The organism is Agrobacterium sp. CFBP 3001 (genome assembly GCF_027871605.1).
GTDB classification, from domain to species: Bacteria; Pseudomonadota; Alphaproteobacteria; order Rhizobiales; family Rhizobiaceae; genus Agrobacterium; species Agrobacterium leguminum.
In genome coordinates this window covers 193,351-211,735 of the sequence record NZ_JAQAHD010000006.1, presented here as the reverse complement: position 1 = coordinate 211,735, position 18,385 = coordinate 193,351, and the positions used below count along the sequence as shown (strand labels likewise).

Below are 18,385 nucleotides of genomic sequence, written 5' to 3'. Positions count from 1 at the left end.
GTCGCCACCTGTTTCTTCTCCCCGAGGGGGAGAAGGTGGCCCGAAGGGTCGGATGAGGGGGCTAGCGCTCGATCTATCTCTGGCCTTGCCCCCTCATCCCGCTGCCGCGACCTTCTCCCCCTCGGGGAGAAGAAATATGCGGCGCTCGCCCGCTCCATATTCCCGCTGTGCTTCTAAGCCCGAATGGACGAACCATTTCCTCCCGTAACGACTGCAATCCTGTTTGATCGAAATCAATTCGCTTTCCAGGTGAACTGCTAATCTCCCTCGCATCGGGAATTGCCGGTCGAAGGATAATGCGATGAGCTCTTTTCAGATAGGCGTGCGGGAACACGAACATCCCCGGTTTCGTCTCGCTTCGGACAGCCCGGCAAAAGGTATGAGCGGGAGCCGGATGGACGTGAACAAGACCGTGAAGCTGAGCAACAGGGACAGGAACATTCTGCTGCGTGCACCCTTGATCGGGATAGCGGATGATGCGGCGGCGTTGAAGCTGATGGAGGCGGCGACCATCACCAATGTGAACGCCCGCCATGTGCTCTTCAAGGAAGGCGAAGCGGCGCAGCATTTCTACTGCGTACTGTCGGGTTACGTCAGGCTTTACCGGCTGGACCGGCATGGACGCGAGGCGGATGTGCGCGTCAGCGGCCCCGGCGATACCTTCAACGAATGCCTGATTTTCGGCAGCGATACCTATCGCTACAGCGCGCAGGCGGCGGAAAGCTGCACCGTGGCGCGGTTCGAACTTGCGAGAATCCGCAGTCTGATCGATCAGGAGCCGGCCATCGCCAAGGCCGTCATGCGCTGCCTGTCCAACAGCCTGCTGGCCACGATGGATTGCATCGCCAATGACCGGCTGCAGACGGCGCCGCAACGCGTCGCCCATTACCTCATCAATCAGGGCCCGCGCGACGCGACATCCTTTTCGCTGCGGCTGCCGTTCCAGAAAAGCCTGCTCGCCGGCAAGCTCGGCCTCGCGCCGGAAGCGCTGTCGAGGGCCTTTTCGGCGCTGAAAAAGGCTGGCGTTACCGTGCGCGGACGCATCGTGCAGGTCAATGACGTCGCCGCATTGAAGCAGATCTGAAAATACCGGGAGAGGACGAAGGGCGGGATGCCATCAGGCATTCCGCCCTTCTGCATGCCCGAAATCGGAAAATCAGTCCGGCTGCGGCACAAAACGGAAGCTGTCGCCCTGCCGCTCGACACGGAAAAATCCGCCGAGATGACCGCCGGAAACCAGCCAGCCATGATCGGCTGCCTCGGCCAGCGCCTTGAGGCGTGTTTCGTAAGCAAGCGCGGAATCGATATCATAGACGAAACCGACGCCGGGATCTCTCACCTGCAACGCGCTGACATGTAGCACATCGCCCCATAATAACAGCCGCTCGTCGCCATTGCCGATCAGATAACCGGTATGCCCCGGTGTATGGCCGGGCATGGCGACTGCCTCGATACCCTCGGCAACCACGCCCATGGGGATCGGCCGCAGCATCGGGCCACAAATGTCGAGCAGCCGCGCGGCAAGGTCGAACCCGCCCTGCCGGGCCGGCGGCAGGCTCTTGCGCGCCTCCGCGCTGCTGAAAAAGCCAAGATCGGCCTCGGGAACCCATATGTCAGCATTGGGAAAATAAGGCCGGTCGCCGTCGATGAGGCCAAGCGCATGGTCGCCATGAATATGGGTGAGGATGACACGCGTCACATCGGCCGGCTGAATCCCGGCGGCGATCATCGCCGCGCGGGCATGGCCATAGGCCGCACCCCAGGCCGTGCCGCAACCGGCATCGATCAGCCAGATGCCGTCAGGCCCGGACAGCGCAAAGCAGTTGACGTCCATATCCACCGTTTCGCCCCGATGGCCGGCAAGGGCCGCAGCCAGCGCTTCGGCGCCCTGACGATGGATGAGATGGCCGACCGGCGCCTTGTAGACACCGTCGACAAAACGGGAAACCTCGTAAGCACCGAAACGGCGGGCGATAGCCATATTTCAGAGACCGCCCTGCTCTTTCAGAAAACCGACGATGCGATCCACGCCGTCGCCGCGTTTCATATCGGTGAAAACGAAGGGCATGGCGTTGCGCATGCGCGTCGCATCGCTGTCCATGACGGTGAGGTCAGCACCGACATAGGGCGCAAGGTCCTTCTTGTTGATGACCAGCAGGTCAGAGCGGGTGATGCCCGGCCCGCCCTTGCGCGGAATTTCCTCACCCTGGCAGACGGAGATCACATAGATGGTAATGTCGGCGAGGTCAGGCGAAAAGGTCGCGGCGAGATTGTCGCCGCCGGATTCGATGAAGACCACATCGAGATCGGGAAACCGCGCATTGAGCCCGGCAATCGCCTGCAGATTGATCGTCGCATCCTCACGAATGGCCGTATGCGGGCAACCGCCCGTCTCGACCCCGACGATACGCTCGGACGGCAGCGCCTGCATGCGCACCAGCGCCTCGGCATCTTCCTTGGTGTAGATATCGTTGGTGACGACCGCGACCGAATAATCGGCGCTCATCGCCTTGCAGAGCTTTTCCGTCAGCGCCGTCTTGCCAGAACCGACCGGCCCGCCAATGCCGACGCGCAGCGGCCCATTACCCGATTTCATCACTCTGTTCCCTTCGATATGCTTTGGTCTTGTTTCACCATAGTCCCTCAACGGGACGCTTCAATATATGCAAGGATCGTGCCGCCCTTTCAGGACCGGAAAAGCCGGGTGCCCTGCGTTTCATGGCGCATGGCTGCCGTATCGGCGATGATCGTCGCGCTGCCGAGATCGTCGAGCGTGGATTGCATCGCCCGCGCCGCCATCTCTGCGATGATCGCCTCGCTTGCGGCCAGAATGGCAACGCCATCCTTCTGTCCCGCGACCCCGAGGCGGATGCCCGCTGAAACGATCTGCGAGGCGCCGGCATGCAAAAAGGCGGCAATCGTTTCCCTGAGCGGCACCGCATGACCGGCGGCGACCGCGCCGACGGCGATGGGATAAGGAACGTCTTTCGGCAACAACTCAAGAACCGCATGCGGCCATGCGCCGGCGGCGGCAACGAAGGCATCGCCCAGAAGCACCGTCTCGCGGTATCGCTCCGCCGAACCGGCCAGCGCCCGCGCCAGATCGGCCGTTTCGCTCAAGATGGCCGCATCCCCGGCGCTGCGCCAGGCATGCGCCAGAAACACCGCATCGTTCCACAGGCTGCCGTGGCGCAGCAGCGTTTCGAGCCAGTCGCGCAAGGCCGCCGCATCGCCGATGCGACGATCCTCCACCGCCTTTTCAAGCCCGCCGGAATAGGAAAAACCGCCGACGGGAAAGGCAGGCGACATCCAGGCCATGAGCCGCAGCAACGCGGCAACGCCGTGATCTTCACTCACGGCTCAGCCGTGATCGTGATGGTGGTGCCCGTGGTCATGCCCATGGGAATGGCCGCCATGGGCGTGGTAAGCGCCGCGCGCCGGCTGGAATGGCTCTTCCACCTCACGCACGGTGGCGCCCAGACCTTCCAGCATGGCGCGAATGACATGGTCGCGCAGGATGAGAATACGCTCTTCCTCAATCTGCGCGGAAAGATGCCGGTTGCCCAGATGCCAGGCGAGCTCGATCAGGTGAAGCCGATCCTTCGCCTTAATTTCGAACAGCTTTTCATCCGCCGCCCGGACCTCGATCAGGTCGCCGTTTTCCACCACCAGAAGATCGCCATGGGCAAACAGCACGGCTTCCTTCAGGTCCAGCATCACCATCTCATCATTTTGCAGATGCAGAAGCTTGCGGCGCAGATGCCGCTGGTCATGCGCCAGGGTGACATAACCGGAAGCTTCGTCGGCAGGGGTTCCGGCCGGATGATAGGAGGTGACGCGCAGCATGGGATGATCCGTTTCAGAAACAGTCTTGGGGGTCTGATTTTTGCCGGATAGGCGGGGTGATTTCAAGGTGGATACAATGCAAGGCGTGAAAAAGGCCGGCATTGCAGACAGAAAGACTTGAGGCGTCCGGCAACTTCTCCTCCGTCATGCCGGACTGGATCCGGCATCCAGCCACGGCGCGTCTGCGCCGTGAGAGGAGTCTTTCGCGATCAAGGACTTGATCGCACTGGACCCCGGATCTAATCCGGGGTGACGGTGTGCGGATGATGCGGCACCGCGAAAGACAATCACGTCCCAGAAAACGAAAAAAGCCCGGCATTGCGGCCGGGCTTTCGCAAAAATCTTAAAACCCAAATCAGGCCGCAGCGCGTGCCTTCAGGTTTTCCAGAATGTTCTGCGGCGCGGAAACGCCGTAAGGGTCAGATTCGCAATTGTCCGAATAGCCCTCTTCCTCGAACCACTGCTCAACGACGCCATCGTTGACGACGGCGGCGTAACGCCAGGAGCGCATGCCGAAGCCGAGATTGTCCTTGGCGACCAGCATGCCCATCTTGCGGGTGAACTCACCCGAACCATCCGGAATGACCTTGACATTTTCGAGGTTCTGGCCCTTTGCCCAGGCATTCATGACAAAGGCGTCATTGACCGACAGGCAATAGATATCATCGACGCCGAGCGCGCGGAACTCGCCCGCCAGCTTTTCGAAATCGGGAAGCTGGTAGGTCGAGCAGGTCGGCGTAAAGGCGCCGGGCAGCGAAAACAGAACGACCTTCTTGCCCTTGAAATAATCGTCGGAGGTCATGTCCTGCCAACGGAACGGGTTGGGGCCACCGACGGCCTCATCGCGAACGCGCGTGCGGAAGGTTACGGCAGGCACTTTTTTGCCGAGCATGTCTTGTCTCCTGTTCTGGCGTTTTACGGGGATCGCTTGGGATCGATCCGCGCGGAATTCTTTTGCCGTTTCCATAGCGCAAGACGCGCTGCGGTGCAACATAAAAATCCCGATTTCAAAGGAGATTCAAACAGTCCCGATACTACCTGATACAACTATAAGGAACAGTTTACATAAATACACTTTTAAGTAATATTCCGCCACCCAACGGGAGACACTGAAATTGATTTTGAAAGATCGCGTACTCAATCATCTCGACAGTACCCTCAGAGCCTATTTCGACTATAGCGACGGCCCGCAATGCTCCAATTTGCGTGGCTTCGTCGCAGGGCTGGTCACGGATGTCTGCGAAAAGATGGATGGAGACTTGCTGCGGAAGGTCGCGGAAAAGGTAGACGGCAAGAGTTTCGCCGAATGGCGGTCATGGTACATCGATGAAGTCGTCACTCTGCAGGCCAGTGCGGTGGGCGCATTCGCCCATCGCATCATTGACGTGGAAACGCTCAGCGCCTCGGCGCGCAGCGGAAAAGTGCCCTGCGAGCTTGGCTACAGACACGCGGATGAATTCATCGCCTGCTGGGAGGAGACCTATGCAAAGCGGCAAGCGGAGAAGAAAAAGCTGCCTTCATCGAAAAAATTTCAGGACAAGCGCAACAGCCACACCGAGCCGCCGTACCTGATGAAAGATATCCTGGGGCTGTCCTGGTGGCGCAAGCGGTCCAAATGAACGACGGCAACAAGGAATCGACCAAGGAAATGCTGGCGGTTTTCCGCATCATCGCCAGCGCCGGGCTTTCGCTGATCCTCCTTCTGGCCACTTTCAAGAACAGGACGCCGGACCTTTCCAATTGGCTGGTTTACCCAGCCGCCCTGTTTTTCAGCGCCTCTTTGCTGTTCTGCCTCTACCTGTTTCTGCAAGCCATAACCCTGCTTGCGGGCGAAGCGGACGCAATCATCGATCAGCCGAGGATAAAGGTCCCCGCAATGGCGGCCATGGGGCTGTTCATGGCCGGCGTTGCAAGCCTGCTGACCGCGCTCATGTGCATCTGAGCGCGGAGCAGCCGTTCCTCAAAACAGGAAATAACGCTGCGCCATCGGCAGCACGGTTGCCGGTTCGCAGGTCAAAAGCTCGCCATCCGCCCGCACCTCATATGTTTCCGGATCGACCTCGATATGTGGGGTGAGCGAATTGTGGATCATCGACGCCTTGGAAATACCACCGCGCACATTCTTCACCGGCAACAGCTTCTTGGCGACCCCGAGGCGCCCCGCAAGCCCCGCATCCAGCGACGCCTGCGACACGAAAGTGACCGAGGAATTGGTGCGCAGCTTGCCATAGGCGGCGAACATCGGCCGGTAATGCATCGGCTGCGGTGTGGGAATGGAGGCGTTCGGATCGCCCATCGGGGCGGCGGCAATCGAGCCGCCAAGCAGCACCATCTCCGGCTTCACGCCGAAAAAGGCCGGGTTCCACAACACCAGATCGGCGCGCTTGCCGACTTCGATGGAGCCGATCTCGTGGCTGACACCCTGGGCGATGGCCGGGTTGATGGTATATTTGGCGATATAGCGGCGGACACGGAAATTGTCGTTTTCGCCGGTCTCTTCCTTCAGGCGGCCGCGCTGGCGCTTCATCTTGTCAGCCGTCTGCCAGGTGCGGATCGCCACTTCGCCGACACGGCCCATGGCCTGGCTGTCGGAAGAGATGATCGAAAACGCGCCGATATCGTGAAGAATATCCTCCGCCGCGATGGTTTCCTTGCGGATGCGGCTTTCGGCAAAGGCGATATCTTCAGGGATGGACGGCGACAGGTGGTGGCACACCATCAGCATGTCGAGATGTTCGGCGAGCGTATTGACGGTATAGGGCCGTGTCGGGTTGGTGGAAGACGGAATGACGTTGGGATTGCCGCAGACCTTGATGATATCGGGCGCGTGCCCGCCGCCCGCCCCTTCGGTGTGGAAGGCGTGGATGGTACGGCCACGGATGGCGGCGACCGTATCTTCCACGAAACCGCTTTCGTTCAGCGTGTCGGTGTGGATCATCACCTGCACATCGTATTGATCGGCCACCGTCAGGCAATTGTCGATGGCGGCCGGTGTCGTGCCCCAGTCCTCATGCAGCTTCAGCGACGACGCGCCGGCAAGGATCATCTCTTCCAGAGGGGCAGGCAGCGAGGCATTGCCCTTGCCCGCCAGCGCCAGATTCATCGGGAAGGCATCGAAGCTTTCGATCATCCGCTCGATGTGCCATGCGCCGGTGCAGGTGGTGGCGAGCGTGCCATGCGCAGGGCCGGAACCGCCGCCCAACATGCAGGTCACACCGCTCATCAGCGCTTCTTCGATCTGCTGCGGGCAGATGTAGTGGATATGCGCGTCCATGCCGCCAGCCGTCAGAATTTTGCCTTCGCCGGCAATCGCCTCGGTCGACGGGCCGACGATGATCGTCACGCCGGGCTGCGTATCCGGGTTGCCCGCCTTGCCGATGGCGTGGATGCGGCCGTTCTTCAGGCCCACATCCGCCTTGTAGATGCCGCTATGGTCAACGATCACCACATTGGTGATGACGGTATCAACCGCGCCTTCGGCCCGCGTCGCCTGGCTTTGGCCCATGCCGTCGCGAATGACCTTGCCGCCGCCGAATTTCACTTCCTCGCCATAGATCGTGTGGTCCTTCTCGATCTCGATGAAGAGTTCGGTATCGGCAAGACGCACCTTGTCGCCAACGGTCGGGCCGAACATGCCGGCATAGGCGGCGCGGGAAACCTTGTAGGGCATGGGCTCAGGCTCCTTCGGACGCGGAGAAAATCGATGTGGGAGAAATTCGTGTCAGCCGGCCCGCGCCCGCAAGGGCTTCGACCAGCTGTTGTTCGGCAGCGAATGGATGGCCACTCCAGCCCTGATGGCCGAAACCGGCAATCGCCACCTCGTCGCCATCGTCGCTCACGCTCTCAAGAACATGGGCGATGGCAAAAAGACCGGTGCTGGGGCAGACATAGGGCCCGGGCGCATAGGCTTCGAGCGCGGCATCGAGCCTTTCATGCACACCGCGCGGAATGACGATGTGGCCCTTGCCGGTTTCCCGGGCGATGGCGGCAAAGCCTTCGGTGTAATCGGCGCAGAAATCGGTCAGCTCCGGCCAGCATGCGCGTATGTCCGGTTCCATTTCGGAAAATTTCGCGGGATCACGCACGGACCAGATGACGGCGGCCTGCCGCACACCGTCACTCTCGCGCCATTCGGTTCCCTCGGTCATCTCGAGACCCGGCCGCCCGGTGTTACACACAGCCACAACATCGGTGCGCGTGCCGCCCAGCCCCAGCGACCGGCAATCGTTGAAGCGGATGACGATGTCCGAACGGTCGATAAGCCGGGCTGCGCCCGGCGGCAGCTCCCCATTTCCGACGATCGTGATGCGCCGCCCCATGCGTTCAGAAACCTTCCGACAACTGACGCAATTCTTCCGCCCGCTTGCCGCTCATTTCGGCGAGGCAGGAGGAAATCAGCATCGGTTCCATCGAGCCGCCGCGGGCCTGAAAGCCTGAAAGCGCGCAATTGGCGTCACGAAACGCTACCCAGGCACGCTGGGCGGTCACCAGCGCGTCGGTCGCACCCTTACCGTCTGCATCCGCCGTCTTGTCGCGCTCGGTGAGCAGCTTGCGCAGCTTCTGATATTCGACGTTCAACTGCTTGTCGGCCTTTTCGTAATCCTTGCCGGCGCAGATGGTCATGTCCGCCTGCGTCTGCGGGGCCTTGCAATCCGGCTCGCCCTGTGCGGCGGCCGGCATGGACAGGCCGGCGGTCGCGCAGAGAAGCACGGTCGCCAGAAGGACGTTTTTTCGGCTCATCTCCATCGCTCAGGCCGCCGCGCCATCGAAAGCCTGCGGCTTTAGCGCCCGGGGATCGACACCATCGAGACAATTGGCGTTTACCGCCACCATCGGCGTTCCATCCGGACCATCGGCATAAGCAAAGCTCTCGATGCCGCAGGTGGAGCAGAAAAGATGATGGATCTTGTGTTTGTTGAAGAGATATTCCGCCAGCTTGTCCTCGCCGGAAAGCAGCGTGAATCTCTCACGCGGCGCGAAGGCCAGTGTGGAACCCAGGCGCTTGCAGCGCGAACAATTGCAGATGATGGTATGATCGAGATCGGCGTCGACCTCGAAGCTCACATCGCCGCACTGGCAGCTTCCATGATAATGCGCCGTCGCCATTTCATAACCTCCCCATGACCTGTTGACGGAAACCGTAAACCTCGCGCTTGCCGGAAAGCGGCACCAGCGTCACTTCCCGCTTCTGGCCGGGTTCGAAACGAACCGCCGTGCCGGCGGGAATATCAAGGCGCATGCCGCGCGCCTTGTCGCGGTCAAAGAGAAGACCCGCATTGGTCTCGAAGAAATGATAGTGGCTGCCCACCTGCACCGGCCGGTCGCCCGAATTGGCGACTTCGATGGTCACGGTCGGCTGGCCGGCATTGAGTTCGATGCTGCCCTCTGCGGCAATGATTTCGCCGGGTTTCATGGTATTTCCCCTTTTGTCTCAAGCAACTTTGGCCGCCGTGCAGCCTTCGGCCTTCAGGACGCGCCGTGTCGACGCGGGATTATTGACGAGTTTCGCCGCCGGGCGAACGGGCCTGCGAACCAGCTCACCGCCGCAATTCGGGCAGGCGCCGTGAAGCACATCCGTCACGCAATCGACGCAGAAGGTGCATTCGAACGAGCAGATCATCGCATCCCGGCTGTCGGGAGCAAGATCGCGGTCGCAGCATTCGCAATTGGGCCGAAGCTCCAGCGCCATATTCGCTCCCCTTACCGTATCGGTTCGTGAACGGTCACCAGCTTGGTGCCATCGGGAAACGTCGCTTCCACCTGCACATCGTGAATCATCTCGGCAATGCCATCCATCACCTGATCACGGGAAATGACATGCGCGCCCGCTTCCATAAGCTCCGCCACGGCACGGCCGTCGCGGGCGCCCTCGACCACGAAATCGGTAATCAGCGCAATCGCTTCGGGATAGTTCAGCTTCACGCCGCGTTCCAGCCGGCGGCGCGCCACCATGGCGGCCATGGAAATCAGCAGCTTGTCTTTTTCTCTTGGGCTAAGGTTCATCGTGGTCCCGCAGCTTGGAACCTGTTCCGCAAGCATGGTTGCGGCAAGCAGATCCGACATGTTGACAGACCCCGAAGGCCGCCGGTTGCCGACGATCCGAAGGGTTTACAGATTCCAGACTTTCGGCACTGGCGCGCCGTTTCGCAAGAGCGAAATGATCGGAAAAAGCAATTTTCTCAAGGAGAAACCATCGGCGGCAGAGACGCGAACGACAAGCTTGCCCTGCCATTCGCTGGCGCCGCCGCTTTCCCCGGCAATAGCCCGGATTTTAGGCAGAAGCGCCTCGGAGAGAGGCCCGATATAAAGCAGCGTCGCAAAGGCGACCTGACCGGCCAGAACCGCCGGTTTCGCGGTCAGCGCCGATACCTCGCCTTCCAGCAGAAGCTCTTCGGCATGCACCAGCCTGCCGCCATGGCGAATGCGCCAGCGGTCGCGGAAAAGACCGTGCGCCATCGCCTCGCCCATGGCCTGGCGACCGAGCAGCACGGCTTCGACGGCGATGAATTCGGAAGACTGGTCGAGATCGGCTTCCAGCCGGCGGGTCAGCGAGGCGCGGTCGAAAAGAATGGTTTCCTGCGGCAGCCAGTGCAATCTGGCGCCCGGCCCGGCGGAAACCCGGGCGGTAACGGTGGCTGTGTCGGAGGATGCCTTGTAGACCTTCTCGCAGGCCTGCGTGGTCACGACCAGCGAGGTGCCGGCGCCGGCAACCGCCTGCCATTCAAGTTCGTCTCCGCCGGTCAGGCCGCCGGAGGAATTGATGAGAATGGCTTCGGCTTCGTTCGAAAAGGTTTCCGGCAGGCGGATTTTGGCGCAGCCTTCCTGGAACAGTTCCTCCAGCCGGCTGCGCCCTTCAACCGCTTTGGTTACAATGCGTCCTCTGCCACGGGCGCGCTGCTGCCGGACAGGTTGAGCGTCTTGGCGACCGGAAGGGCCGATGGCTTGCTGTTCTGGCTGCACGCGGTCTCCGAAGCGGTTGCGGAAGCGGATGAGGCCTTTGCGCCGCAATCCTTCTTGACGACGGCATCCACGACCAGCTGCCCTTCCGTATTGCGGAAGAAATCCCACATTCTTTCCGCCGCATCAACCGTGCGCGTTACTTCGCCTGTGGGCATCTTGCGCTCCACGGCCGGTTCCGCCTTCGGCGTCTGTTCGCCGCCCGGTTTGCGGGTGACGACGGCACTTGCCGCCAGCACTTCCGCCTTCATCGTAGCGCGCGGCCAGGCGTGGTCCCAATCGTTGATGACATAGGACTGAATGCGTGCGCCGGCCTTGCAGACGTCGTAGGAATTGACGGTGAAACTTTCGCCCACCTTGCTTTTGGCGGCGCCCTTGCAGCCGTCCATCTCGGCCCAGCGCTTCAGCGCCGTCTCGCCGCCATATTGCCAATAGGACTTGCCGCCGCCCTGATAGGGGTTGGCGGGATCCTTCAGCCCGGCAAAGGCGATGATGGACATCGGCCGCGCCGGCGTGCAGCTTGCCGCATCCGGTCCCCATTTGCCCTCGGTCTCCAGCGGATAACCCGCGCGCAGCGAGGCGACGAAACCGGCAGCGGTGAAATCCGCGCTGCCATTGCAGATGAATTGCGAGAGCATGCGCCCGCCGCCGGAATAACCGGAACCGTAAAAACGCTCCTCATCCACACAGAACTTACCCTTCACCATGGTGATGGCATCGCGAATGAAACCGACCTCGTCCAGCCCGCCCGGACGCTTGGTAACACCGGGAACATTCCAGGCATGGGTGCCGGGCAATTCGCCGTTCAGGCTGCCGGCCAGCGCCACCACCACCAGACCGTCACGTTCGGCCAGCTTGTCCCAGCCGCTGCGGTTCAGCTGGCCATGCGGATTGCTGTTGGAGCCGTGGAAATCGAACACCACGGGCAGCGGCTTTTTTCCGTCATAGGCCGAGGGAACAAAATAGACGCCGTCGCGTTTTTCACCGTTGGAGAGAATGGAAAAATCATGCCTGCCCGGCTCCATGCCGGGTCCGGGCAACTGACCGCAGGTCGATGCCGACGCTGCGACACCGGCGCTCGCGCACATCGCAAGACCCAGAAAAAGGGTGCGGGCGGAGCGGAACAGCCGGGCGGCCCGGCCAATGGCAAAGTCTTGATTCATTGACACGCCTTTATTGGGCACGGTTTTCCCGACGATACGTCGGACGTGCGTGGAATGTAAGGGATCAACTGTCGCAGCGTGCGAATAGACTTTTCCTGTGTCTCGCATGCAGCATTTTCGCTGCCAATATCACAGGCTTTTATTCAATGAAATGCTAAAATTGCGCATGAAAGCCATGTCGAGACGCATAGGCTTTCAAAATATTAATCGGCCGTTTGCACGCCGTGATCGGCGTGCGGCATTTTTAGTCTCGATTTATACTGTCAGGTGACGCCGCGCTTCCGGCGCATCCAGCGTTTCGGCCAGCCCCTGATGCACGATTTCACCCCGGTCCATGATATAGACGTAATCGGCAAGCTCGCGGCAGAAATCCAGATATTGCTCGACCAGCAGGATCGCCATGCCGGTGGAATCGCGCAGATATTTGATCGCCCGGCCGATATCCTTGATGATCGACGGCTGAATGCCCTCGGTCGGTTCGTCGAGAACGAGGATTTTCGGCCGAGTCACCAGCGCACGGCCGATGGCAAGCTGCTGCTGCTGGCCGCCGGAGAGATCGCCGCCGCGTCTTCCCAGCATGGATTGCAGCACCGGAAACAAGCTGAAAATATCGTCGGGAATGAACCGTTCCTTACGCGGCAGCGGCGCATAGCCGCTTTCGAGATTCTCCTGCACGCTGAGCAGCGGAAAAATCTCCCGCCCCTGCGGCACGTAGCCGACACCGCGCTTGGCCCGGTGGTAAGGCGCCAGCCCATCCAATGCCGCCCCTTCAAAGCTGATCGTCCCGGCACTGATGGCGTGCTGGCCGGTAACGGCCCGCAGCAGCGAGCTTTTGCCCACCCCGTTGCGGCCGAGGACACAGGTGACCTTGCCCATCTCCGCCGTCAGCGAAACGCCGCGGAGCGCTTGGGCTGCGCCGTAATGGAGGTTGACGTTTTCGACGTTCAGCATGATGAAACTCCATTGGCGGTATGGTGGGCGGCGTTACCCCCCTCTGCCCTGCCGGGCATCTCCCCCTCAAGGGGGGAGATCAGATGCCGCACCCGCCCGTTCCATGGGCAGAGTTTTCGCCGCTTGCCGATCTCCCCCCTTGAGGGGGAGATGCCCGGCAGGGCAGAGGGGGGTATGGCCAACGCAGACGCTTCCATCACCGCCCCAGATAATTCTCGATCACCTTCGGATCGTTCGACACGAAATCAATCGACCCTTCAGCCAGCACCGAGCCTTCGGCAAGGCACGTCACCTTCACCCCCAACTCGCGGATGAAACCCATGTCGTGTTCCACCACCACCACCGAACGGGTCTTGGCGATTTCCTTCAAAAGCACGGCGGTTTCGGCGGTTTCCGCATCCGTCATGCCGGCCACCGGCTCATCCACCAGCAGCAGCTTCGGCTCCTGCGCCAGGAGCATGCCGATTTCCAGCCATTGTTTCTGGCCGTGCGAGAGGTTGGCGGCGAGATCGCCGCGGCGGTGACCGAGGCGCACGGTGGCGAGGATTTCCTCGATGCGGGCTTTGTCTTGCTCCGTCAGCCGGTAAAACAGCGTCGCGAACACGCCGCGCTTGCGGTTGAGCGCCAGTTCCAGATTGTCCCAGACGGTATGGCTTTCGAACACCGTCGGCTTCTGGAACTTCCGGCCGATGCCGAGCTGGGCGATATCCGCCTCGTCCTTTTTGGTGAGGTCGATACTGTCTTCGAACAGCACCGTGCCCGTATCCGGCCTTGTCTTGCCGGTGATGATATCCATCATCGTCGTCTTGCCAGCCCCATTCGGGCCGATAATGGCGCGCAGCTCACCGGGTTCCACCACGAAGGAGAGGGAATTGAGCGCCCTGAAACCATCGAACGACACCGAGACGCCGTCGAGATAAAGCAGGCTTTTCGTTCTGTTTTCGGAAACTGTGTTCATGTCCGCCTCACTCCGCCGCCTGTTGCGCCACTGTCGAGCCGCTGTCATTGCCCGGCTGGGCGTCGGCTGCCGTAAGCGCGACCCGCTTTTCGCGCCGCCGGGCCAGATAGTGTTGCAGCGTGCCGACGATGCCCTTGGGGAAGAACAGCGTCACCGCGATGAACAGCCCACCCAGCGCAAACAGCCAGAATTCCGGGAAAGCGCCGGTGAAATAGCTTTTCCCGCCGTTGACCAGCAGCGCCCCGATGATCGGCCCGATCAGCGTGCCGCGCCCGCCCACCGCCGTCCACACCACCACTTCGATGGAGTTGGCGGGCGAAAATTCGCCGGGATTGATGATGCCCACCTGCGGTACGAACAGCGCCCCGGCAATGCCCGCCATCATGGCCGACACGACAAAGGTGAAAAGCTTGATGTTTTCCACCCGGAAACCGAGGAAGCGCACCCGGCTTTCGGCATCCCGCACGCCCACCAGCACCTTGCCGAACTTGGAATTGACGATGCCGGACGCGATCAAAAGCGAGATCGCAAGCATTACCGCCGTCATGGCGAACAGCACGGCCCGCGTGCCATCCGCCTGCACGGAAAAGCCGAGAATATCCTTGAAATCGGTCAGGCCATTATTGCCGCCGAAACCCATGTCGTTGCGGAAGAAGGCGAGCAGCAGCGCATAGGTCATGGCCTGGGTGATGATGGAGAGATATACGCCGTTGACGCGCGAGCGGAAGGCGAACCAGCCGAACACGAAGGCGAGCAGCCCCGGCACGACAAGCACCATCAGCGCCGCAAACCAGAACATGTCGAAGCCCTGCCAGAACCACGGCAGTTCCTTCCAGTTGAGGAACACCATGAAATCGGGCAGCACCGGATGGCCATAAACCCCGCGCGTGCCGATCTGCCGCATCAGATACATGCCCATGGCATAACCGCCGAGCGCGAAGAAGGCGGCATGGCCGAGCGAGAGAATGCCGCAATAACCCCAGACAAGATCGAGCGCGAGCGCCAGCAGCGCATAGGCCAGATATTTGCCGAGCATCGACATGATGTAGGTCGGGATGCGGAACGCGCTGTCGGCCGGCAGCAGCAGGTTGGAGGCTGGCACCAGCACGGCGATGGCGAGAATAATGCCGATGGCGATGGAAATGCGGCGGTCGAGCGCGCGCAGGAGGAAGCCGGTAATCATGCTTCGATCGCCCTTCCCTTGAGTGCGAAGAGACCGCGCGGCCGCTTCTGGATGAACAGGATGATGAGGACGAGCACGAGGATCTTGCCAAGTACGGCGCCCACCGTCGGCTCCAGGAACTTGTTGAGCACGCCGAGAGACAGGGCGCCGACCAACGTTCCCCAAAGATTGCCGACACCGCCGAACACCACGACCATGAAACTGTCGATGATGTAGCTCTGGCCGAGATTGGGCGAGACATTGTCAATCTGCGACAGCGCCACGCCGGCAAGACCGGCAACGCCCGAACCAAGCGCGAAGGTGAAGGCATCCACCCACGGCGTGCGGATGCCCATGGAAGAGGCCATGCGGCGGTTCTGCGTCACGGCGCGCATCTGCAACCCGAAGGCGGAGCGCTTCAGGAGAACCAGCAGCGCGAAGAATACCGACAGCGAGAAGCAGACGATCCACACCCGGTTCCAGGTGAAATTGAGATAACCGACGCTGAAGGAGCCGGACATCCAGCTCGGGCTGCCGACTTCCCGATTGGTGGGGCCGAAGATGGAGCGCACGCCCTGTTGCAGGATGAGCGAGATGCCCCAGGTGGCGAGAAGCGTTTCCAGCGGCCGCCCGTAAAGAAAGCGGATGACACCGCGCTCCATCACGAGGCCGACCAAGGCCGTCACCAGAAAGGCGGCGGGCAGGGCAATCGCGAGCGACCAGTCGAACAGGCCGGGGAAATGCGTGCGGATCACCTCCTGCACCATGAAGGTGGAATAGGCGCCGATCATCACCATCTCGCCATGCGCCATGTTGATGATGCCCATGACGCCGAAGGTGATGGCAAGGCCGATGGCGGCGAGCAAAAGCACGGAACCGAGCGACAGGCCGTACCAGACATTCTGCGCATAGTCCCAGAAGGCAAGGGAGCTTTCGATGCTCGATATGGCGCTGTCGATATCCGGTTTCAGGCTCTGATCCACCGACGAGGAAGCCGCCATGAGAATGCCGATGGCATCGCGCCCGCCAAGGCTCTTGATGGTGGCGATTGCCTCTTTCTTCTGTTCGAGCGACCGTTCGGAGGAGAGCAGCGAGACAGCCCGCGCCTCCTCCATCCGGGTCCGCACCTCAGTATCGGCCTCCCTGGCGATGGCCGCTTCCAGCAATTCGAGATTTTCGGCGCTCGGCGCTTTCAGAACGGCGTCTGCCGCGGAAAGCCGCACGGATTTTTCCGGGCTGAGCAGGGTTAGTCCGCCAAGCGCGGCGCGGATGACGCGGCGCAGATTATTGTTGACCTTGATCTTGCTGACGGCCGCCTTCGGCGCTTCACCCGCACTTTCGCCCGTCAGCGGGTCGATCAGCGTAAAATTGGAACCTGCCGGCTTTGTCATGAACACCAGATTGTCGGCCTTGCGCACATAAAGATCGCCCGCCGCAAAAGCCTCGAGCGCCGGCACGACACGCGCATCGCCCGTGGCGGCAATCTGCCCGATCAGCACTTCGGCCTGCTTGAAATCCGCCGTGCCGAGCTGGTCGATCAGCGCCTTCGGCTCGCTTTGCGCGAAGGATTGGGCGGCGATCCCCAGGGTGAGCCAGAGGAAGATGGCTCCGAGAAAAGATCGGATCGTCATGTCGGGTTCCTTGGAGCGGTTTGCGACTCTGCGGTTGCGTGTGGCACGACCTGAATATGCGGCTTCACCCCCCTCTGCCCTGCCGGGCATCTCCCCCTCAAGGGGGGAGATCGACCTGTGGCGAGGTCTCGCCCATCTCGATGTTTGAGAATGAAGCGGCGAAAAAGCATCTTGCCGATCTCCCCCCTTGAGGGGGAGATGCCCGGCAGGGCAGAGGGGGGTAATTCTTGTTCAGTTTCCAATGAGAAAACCGCCCCCAACGAAGAGGGAGCGGCACCATCCCCCGGGGCTAATCAGCTACCCTTGCCGCCGCACTTCCCACTGGCCACGTTGAAGTTGCCGCAGGACATCGGCTTCCTCCAATCCGAGATCAGATTCTTGCTGTCCGGCAGATAATCCGACCACTCGTCACCCACGACCTGCGGCGTCTGCTGCACGATTTCAAACTGGCCGTCGGCCTGGATTTCGCCGATCAGCACCGGCTTGGTGATGTGGTGGTTCGGCATGACGGTGGAGTAACCGCCCGAAAGGTTCGGCACGGAAACGCCGATAATCGAGTCGAGAACCTTGTCCGTATCCGTCGTGCCGGCGGATTCGACGGCCTTTACCCAGGCGTTGAAGCCGATATAGGCGGCTTCCATCGGGTCGTTGGTCACGCGCTTGTCGTTCTTGGTGAAGGCGTGCCAGGTCTTGATGAACTCGGCATTCACAGGAGCATCAACGGACTGGAAGTAGTTCCAAGCGGCAAGGTGGCCGACCAGCGGCGCGGTATCGAGACCGGCAAGCTCTTCTTCACCAACCGAGAAGGCGACGACCGGAATGTCTTCCGCTTTGATGCCCTGGTTCGCCAGTTCCTTGTAGAAGGGCACGTTGGCGTCACCATTGATGGTGGAGACAACGGCGGTCTTCTTGCCGGCCGAGCCGAATTTCTTGATGTCGGACACGATCGTCTGCCAGTCGGAATGACCGAACGGCGTGTAGTTGATCATGATGTCCTCTTCCTTGACGCCCTTCGACATCAGGTAGGCCTTCAGGATCTTGTTTGTGGTCTGCGGATAGACATAGTCCGTGCCGGCCAGAACCCAGCGCTCGACGCCTTCGGTATTGGCAAGGTAATCGACGGCCGGAATGGCCTGCTGGTTGGGTGCTGCACCCGTGTAGAAGATGTTGCGCGAGGATTCTTCACCCTCATACTGAACCGGATAGAACAGGATCGAGTTCAGTTCCTCGAAGACCGGCAGAACGGATTTGCGCGAGGAAGACGTCCAGCAGCCGAAAACGGCGGCGACCTTGTCCTGCGAAATCAGCTGGCGGGCCTTTTCAGCGAAAAGCGGCCAGTCGGAAGCCGGATCGACCACCACGGCTTCGAGTTTCTTGCCGAGCACGCCGCCCTTCTTGTTCTGCTCGTCGATGAGCATCAGCATGGCGTCCTTCAGCGTGGTCTCTGAAATGGCCATGGTGCCGGACAGCGAATGCAGCACGCCGACCTTGATGGTGTCGTCAGCGGCAAAGGCGCCATGGAAGGCGGTGGTGGACAGGATCGCGCCAAGCAGCGCAGCACTAAGCGTCTTGCGGAATATCATCGGAAGAACCCCTCTCCTTGTTTGGCCTCTCGTGGAGGCTCAGCGGCATCTGCGGCCGCTGCTGGGAGGGACTATCGATCTCGTGAGAGCGAAACCGTATACGTCAATTGACGTAGGCGAGGTGGCGAAAGATG

The 18,385-nt window shown here is 61.0% G+C and carries 22 protein-coding genes; 3 read left to right on the top strand and 19 right to left on the bottom strand.

The window, feature by feature from the left end:
• Positions 1-394: 394 nt before the first annotated feature.
• Complete coding sequence (locus PH605_RS10920; protein WP_078051694.1) at positions 395-1,084, top strand: Crp/Fnr family transcriptional regulator; 690 nt, start codon at positions 395-397, stop codon at positions 1,082-1,084.
• 72 nt (positions 1,085-1,156) lie between these two features.
• On the opposite strand, the gene aidB is transcribed toward PH605_RS10920, so the two are convergent.
• From aidB to PH605_RS10895, 5 genes are all read right to left on the bottom strand, one after another.
• Complete coding sequence (aidB, locus tag PH605_RS10915; protein WP_142844916.1) at positions 1,157-1,981, bottom strand: AidB family quorum-quenching N-acyl homoserine lactonase; 825 nt, start codon at positions 1,979-1,981, stop codon at positions 1,157-1,159.
• A gap of 3 nt (positions 1,982-1,984) precedes the next feature.
• Positions 1,985-2,596, bottom strand: coding sequence for an urease accessory protein UreG (ureG, locus tag PH605_RS10910; protein ID WP_003520595.1), 612 nt, complete (start codon positions 2,594-2,596; stop codon positions 1,985-1,987).
• Between the two features lie 89 nt (positions 2,597-2,685).
• A complete protein-coding gene (locus tag PH605_RS10905; RefSeq protein ID WP_161987848.1) occupies positions 2,686-3,357 on the bottom strand; it encodes an urease accessory protein UreF in 672 nt (223 codons plus the stop codon).
• 3 nt (positions 3,358-3,360) lie between these two features.
• Positions 3,361-3,846, bottom strand: a complete 486-nt coding sequence (gene ureE / locus PH605_RS10900) for an urease accessory protein UreE (protein ID WP_003520598.1) — start codon at positions 3,844-3,846, stop codon at positions 3,361-3,363.
• 355 nt (positions 3,847-4,201) lie between these two features.
• Entirely contained in the window at positions 4,202-4,738 is a 537-nt protein-coding gene (locus PH605_RS10895) for a peroxiredoxin (protein ID WP_003520599.1), read from the bottom strand.
• 223 nt (positions 4,739-4,961) lie between these two features.
• Between PH605_RS10895 and PH605_RS10890 the strand changes: the two genes are divergently transcribed.
• Together PH605_RS10890 and PH605_RS10885 are read left to right on the top strand one after the other, a co-directional pair.
• Positions 4,962-5,465 carry a hypothetical protein gene (locus tag PH605_RS10890; RefSeq protein WP_142844917.1) on the top strand — a complete coding sequence of 168 codons (504 nt, stop codon included), beginning with the start codon at positions 4,962-4,964 and terminating at the stop codon, positions 5,463-5,465.
• A complete protein-coding gene (locus tag PH605_RS10885) occupies positions 5,462-5,788 on the top strand; it encodes a hypothetical protein (protein WP_078051692.1) in 327 nt (108 codons plus the stop codon). The genes PH605_RS10890 and PH605_RS10885 overlap by 4 nt, the downstream gene beginning before the upstream one ends.
• Before the next feature lie 18 nt (positions 5,789-5,806).
• On the opposite strand, the gene ureC is transcribed toward PH605_RS10885, so the two are convergent.
• From ureC to urtA, 14 genes are all read right to left on the bottom strand, one after another.
• Complete coding sequence (ureC, locus tag PH605_RS10880; protein ID WP_142844918.1) at positions 5,807-7,516, bottom strand: urease subunit alpha; 1,710 nt, start codon at positions 7,514-7,516, stop codon at positions 5,807-5,809.
• A gap of 4 nt (positions 7,517-7,520) precedes the next feature.
• A complete protein-coding gene (locus tag PH605_RS10875) occupies positions 7,521-8,165 on the bottom strand; it encodes a Urease operon accessory protein (RefSeq protein WP_142844919.1) in 645 nt (214 codons plus the stop codon).
• Between the two features lie 4 nt (positions 8,166-8,169).
• Entirely contained in the window at positions 8,170-8,586 is a 417-nt protein-coding gene (locus PH605_RS10870; RefSeq protein WP_065655136.1) for a lysozyme inhibitor LprI family protein, read from the bottom strand.
• 9 nt (positions 8,587-8,595) lie between these two features.
• Positions 8,596-8,952 carry a GFA family protein gene (locus PH605_RS10865; RefSeq protein WP_065655122.1) on the bottom strand — a complete coding sequence of 119 codons (357 nt, stop codon included), beginning with the start codon at positions 8,950-8,952 and terminating at the stop codon, positions 8,596-8,598.
• Between the two features lies 1 nt (position 8,953).
• Entirely contained in the window at positions 8,954-9,259 is a 306-nt protein-coding gene (locus PH605_RS10860; RefSeq protein ID WP_020808767.1) for an urease subunit beta, read from the bottom strand.
• An 18-nt stretch (positions 9,260-9,277) separates the two neighbouring features.
• Positions 9,278-9,535, bottom strand: a complete 258-nt coding sequence (locus PH605_RS10855; RefSeq protein WP_078051690.1) for a DUF1272 domain-containing protein — start codon at positions 9,533-9,535, stop codon at positions 9,278-9,280.
• An 11-nt stretch (positions 9,536-9,546) separates the two neighbouring features.
• Complete coding sequence (locus PH605_RS10850; protein ID WP_003520609.1) at positions 9,547-9,849, bottom strand: urease subunit gamma; 303 nt, start codon at positions 9,847-9,849, stop codon at positions 9,547-9,549.
• A gap of 105 nt (positions 9,850-9,954) precedes the next feature.
• A complete protein-coding gene (locus tag PH605_RS10845) occupies positions 9,955-10,806 on the bottom strand; it encodes an urease accessory protein UreD (protein ID WP_161987850.1) in 852 nt (283 codons plus the stop codon).
• Positions 10,713-11,966, bottom strand: coding sequence for an alpha/beta hydrolase family esterase (locus PH605_RS10840; RefSeq protein ID WP_142779661.1), 1,254 nt, complete (start codon positions 11,964-11,966; stop codon positions 10,713-10,715). The genes PH605_RS10845 and PH605_RS10840 overlap by 94 nt, the downstream gene beginning before the upstream one ends.
• 255 nt (positions 11,967-12,221) lie before the next feature.
• Positions 12,222-12,917, bottom strand: a complete 696-nt coding sequence (gene urtE / locus PH605_RS10835; RefSeq protein ID WP_142844920.1) for an urea ABC transporter ATP-binding subunit UrtE — start codon at positions 12,915-12,917, stop codon at positions 12,222-12,224.
• Positions 12,918-13,113: 196 nt separating this feature from the next.
• Positions 13,114-13,875 (bottom strand): urea ABC transporter ATP-binding protein UrtD, encoded by a 762-nt coding sequence (gene urtD / locus PH605_RS10830; protein WP_080856710.1) that lies wholly within the window; start codon positions 13,873-13,875, stop codon positions 13,114-13,116.
• 7 nt (positions 13,876-13,882) lie between these two features.
• On the bottom strand, positions 13,883-15,058 hold the full coding sequence (urtC, locus tag PH605_RS10825) for an urea ABC transporter permease subunit UrtC (RefSeq protein ID WP_142844922.1): 1,176 nt from the start codon (positions 15,056-15,058) through the stop codon (positions 13,883-13,885).
• The gene (urtB, locus tag PH605_RS10820) at positions 15,055-16,668 is read right to left on the bottom strand and encodes an urea ABC transporter permease subunit UrtB (protein ID WP_142844923.1); all 1,614 of its coding nucleotides are present in this window, start codon (positions 16,666-16,668) and stop codon (positions 15,055-15,057) included. Before urtB ends, urtC begins: the two co-directional genes overlap by 4 nt.
• Before the next feature lie 293 nt (positions 16,669-16,961).
• The gene (gene urtA / locus PH605_RS10815; protein ID WP_142844924.1) at positions 16,962-18,251 is read right to left on the bottom strand and encodes an urea ABC transporter substrate-binding protein; all 1,290 of its coding nucleotides are present in this window, start codon (positions 18,249-18,251) and stop codon (positions 16,962-16,964) included.
• Between the last annotated feature and the right edge of the window lie 134 nt (positions 18,252-18,385).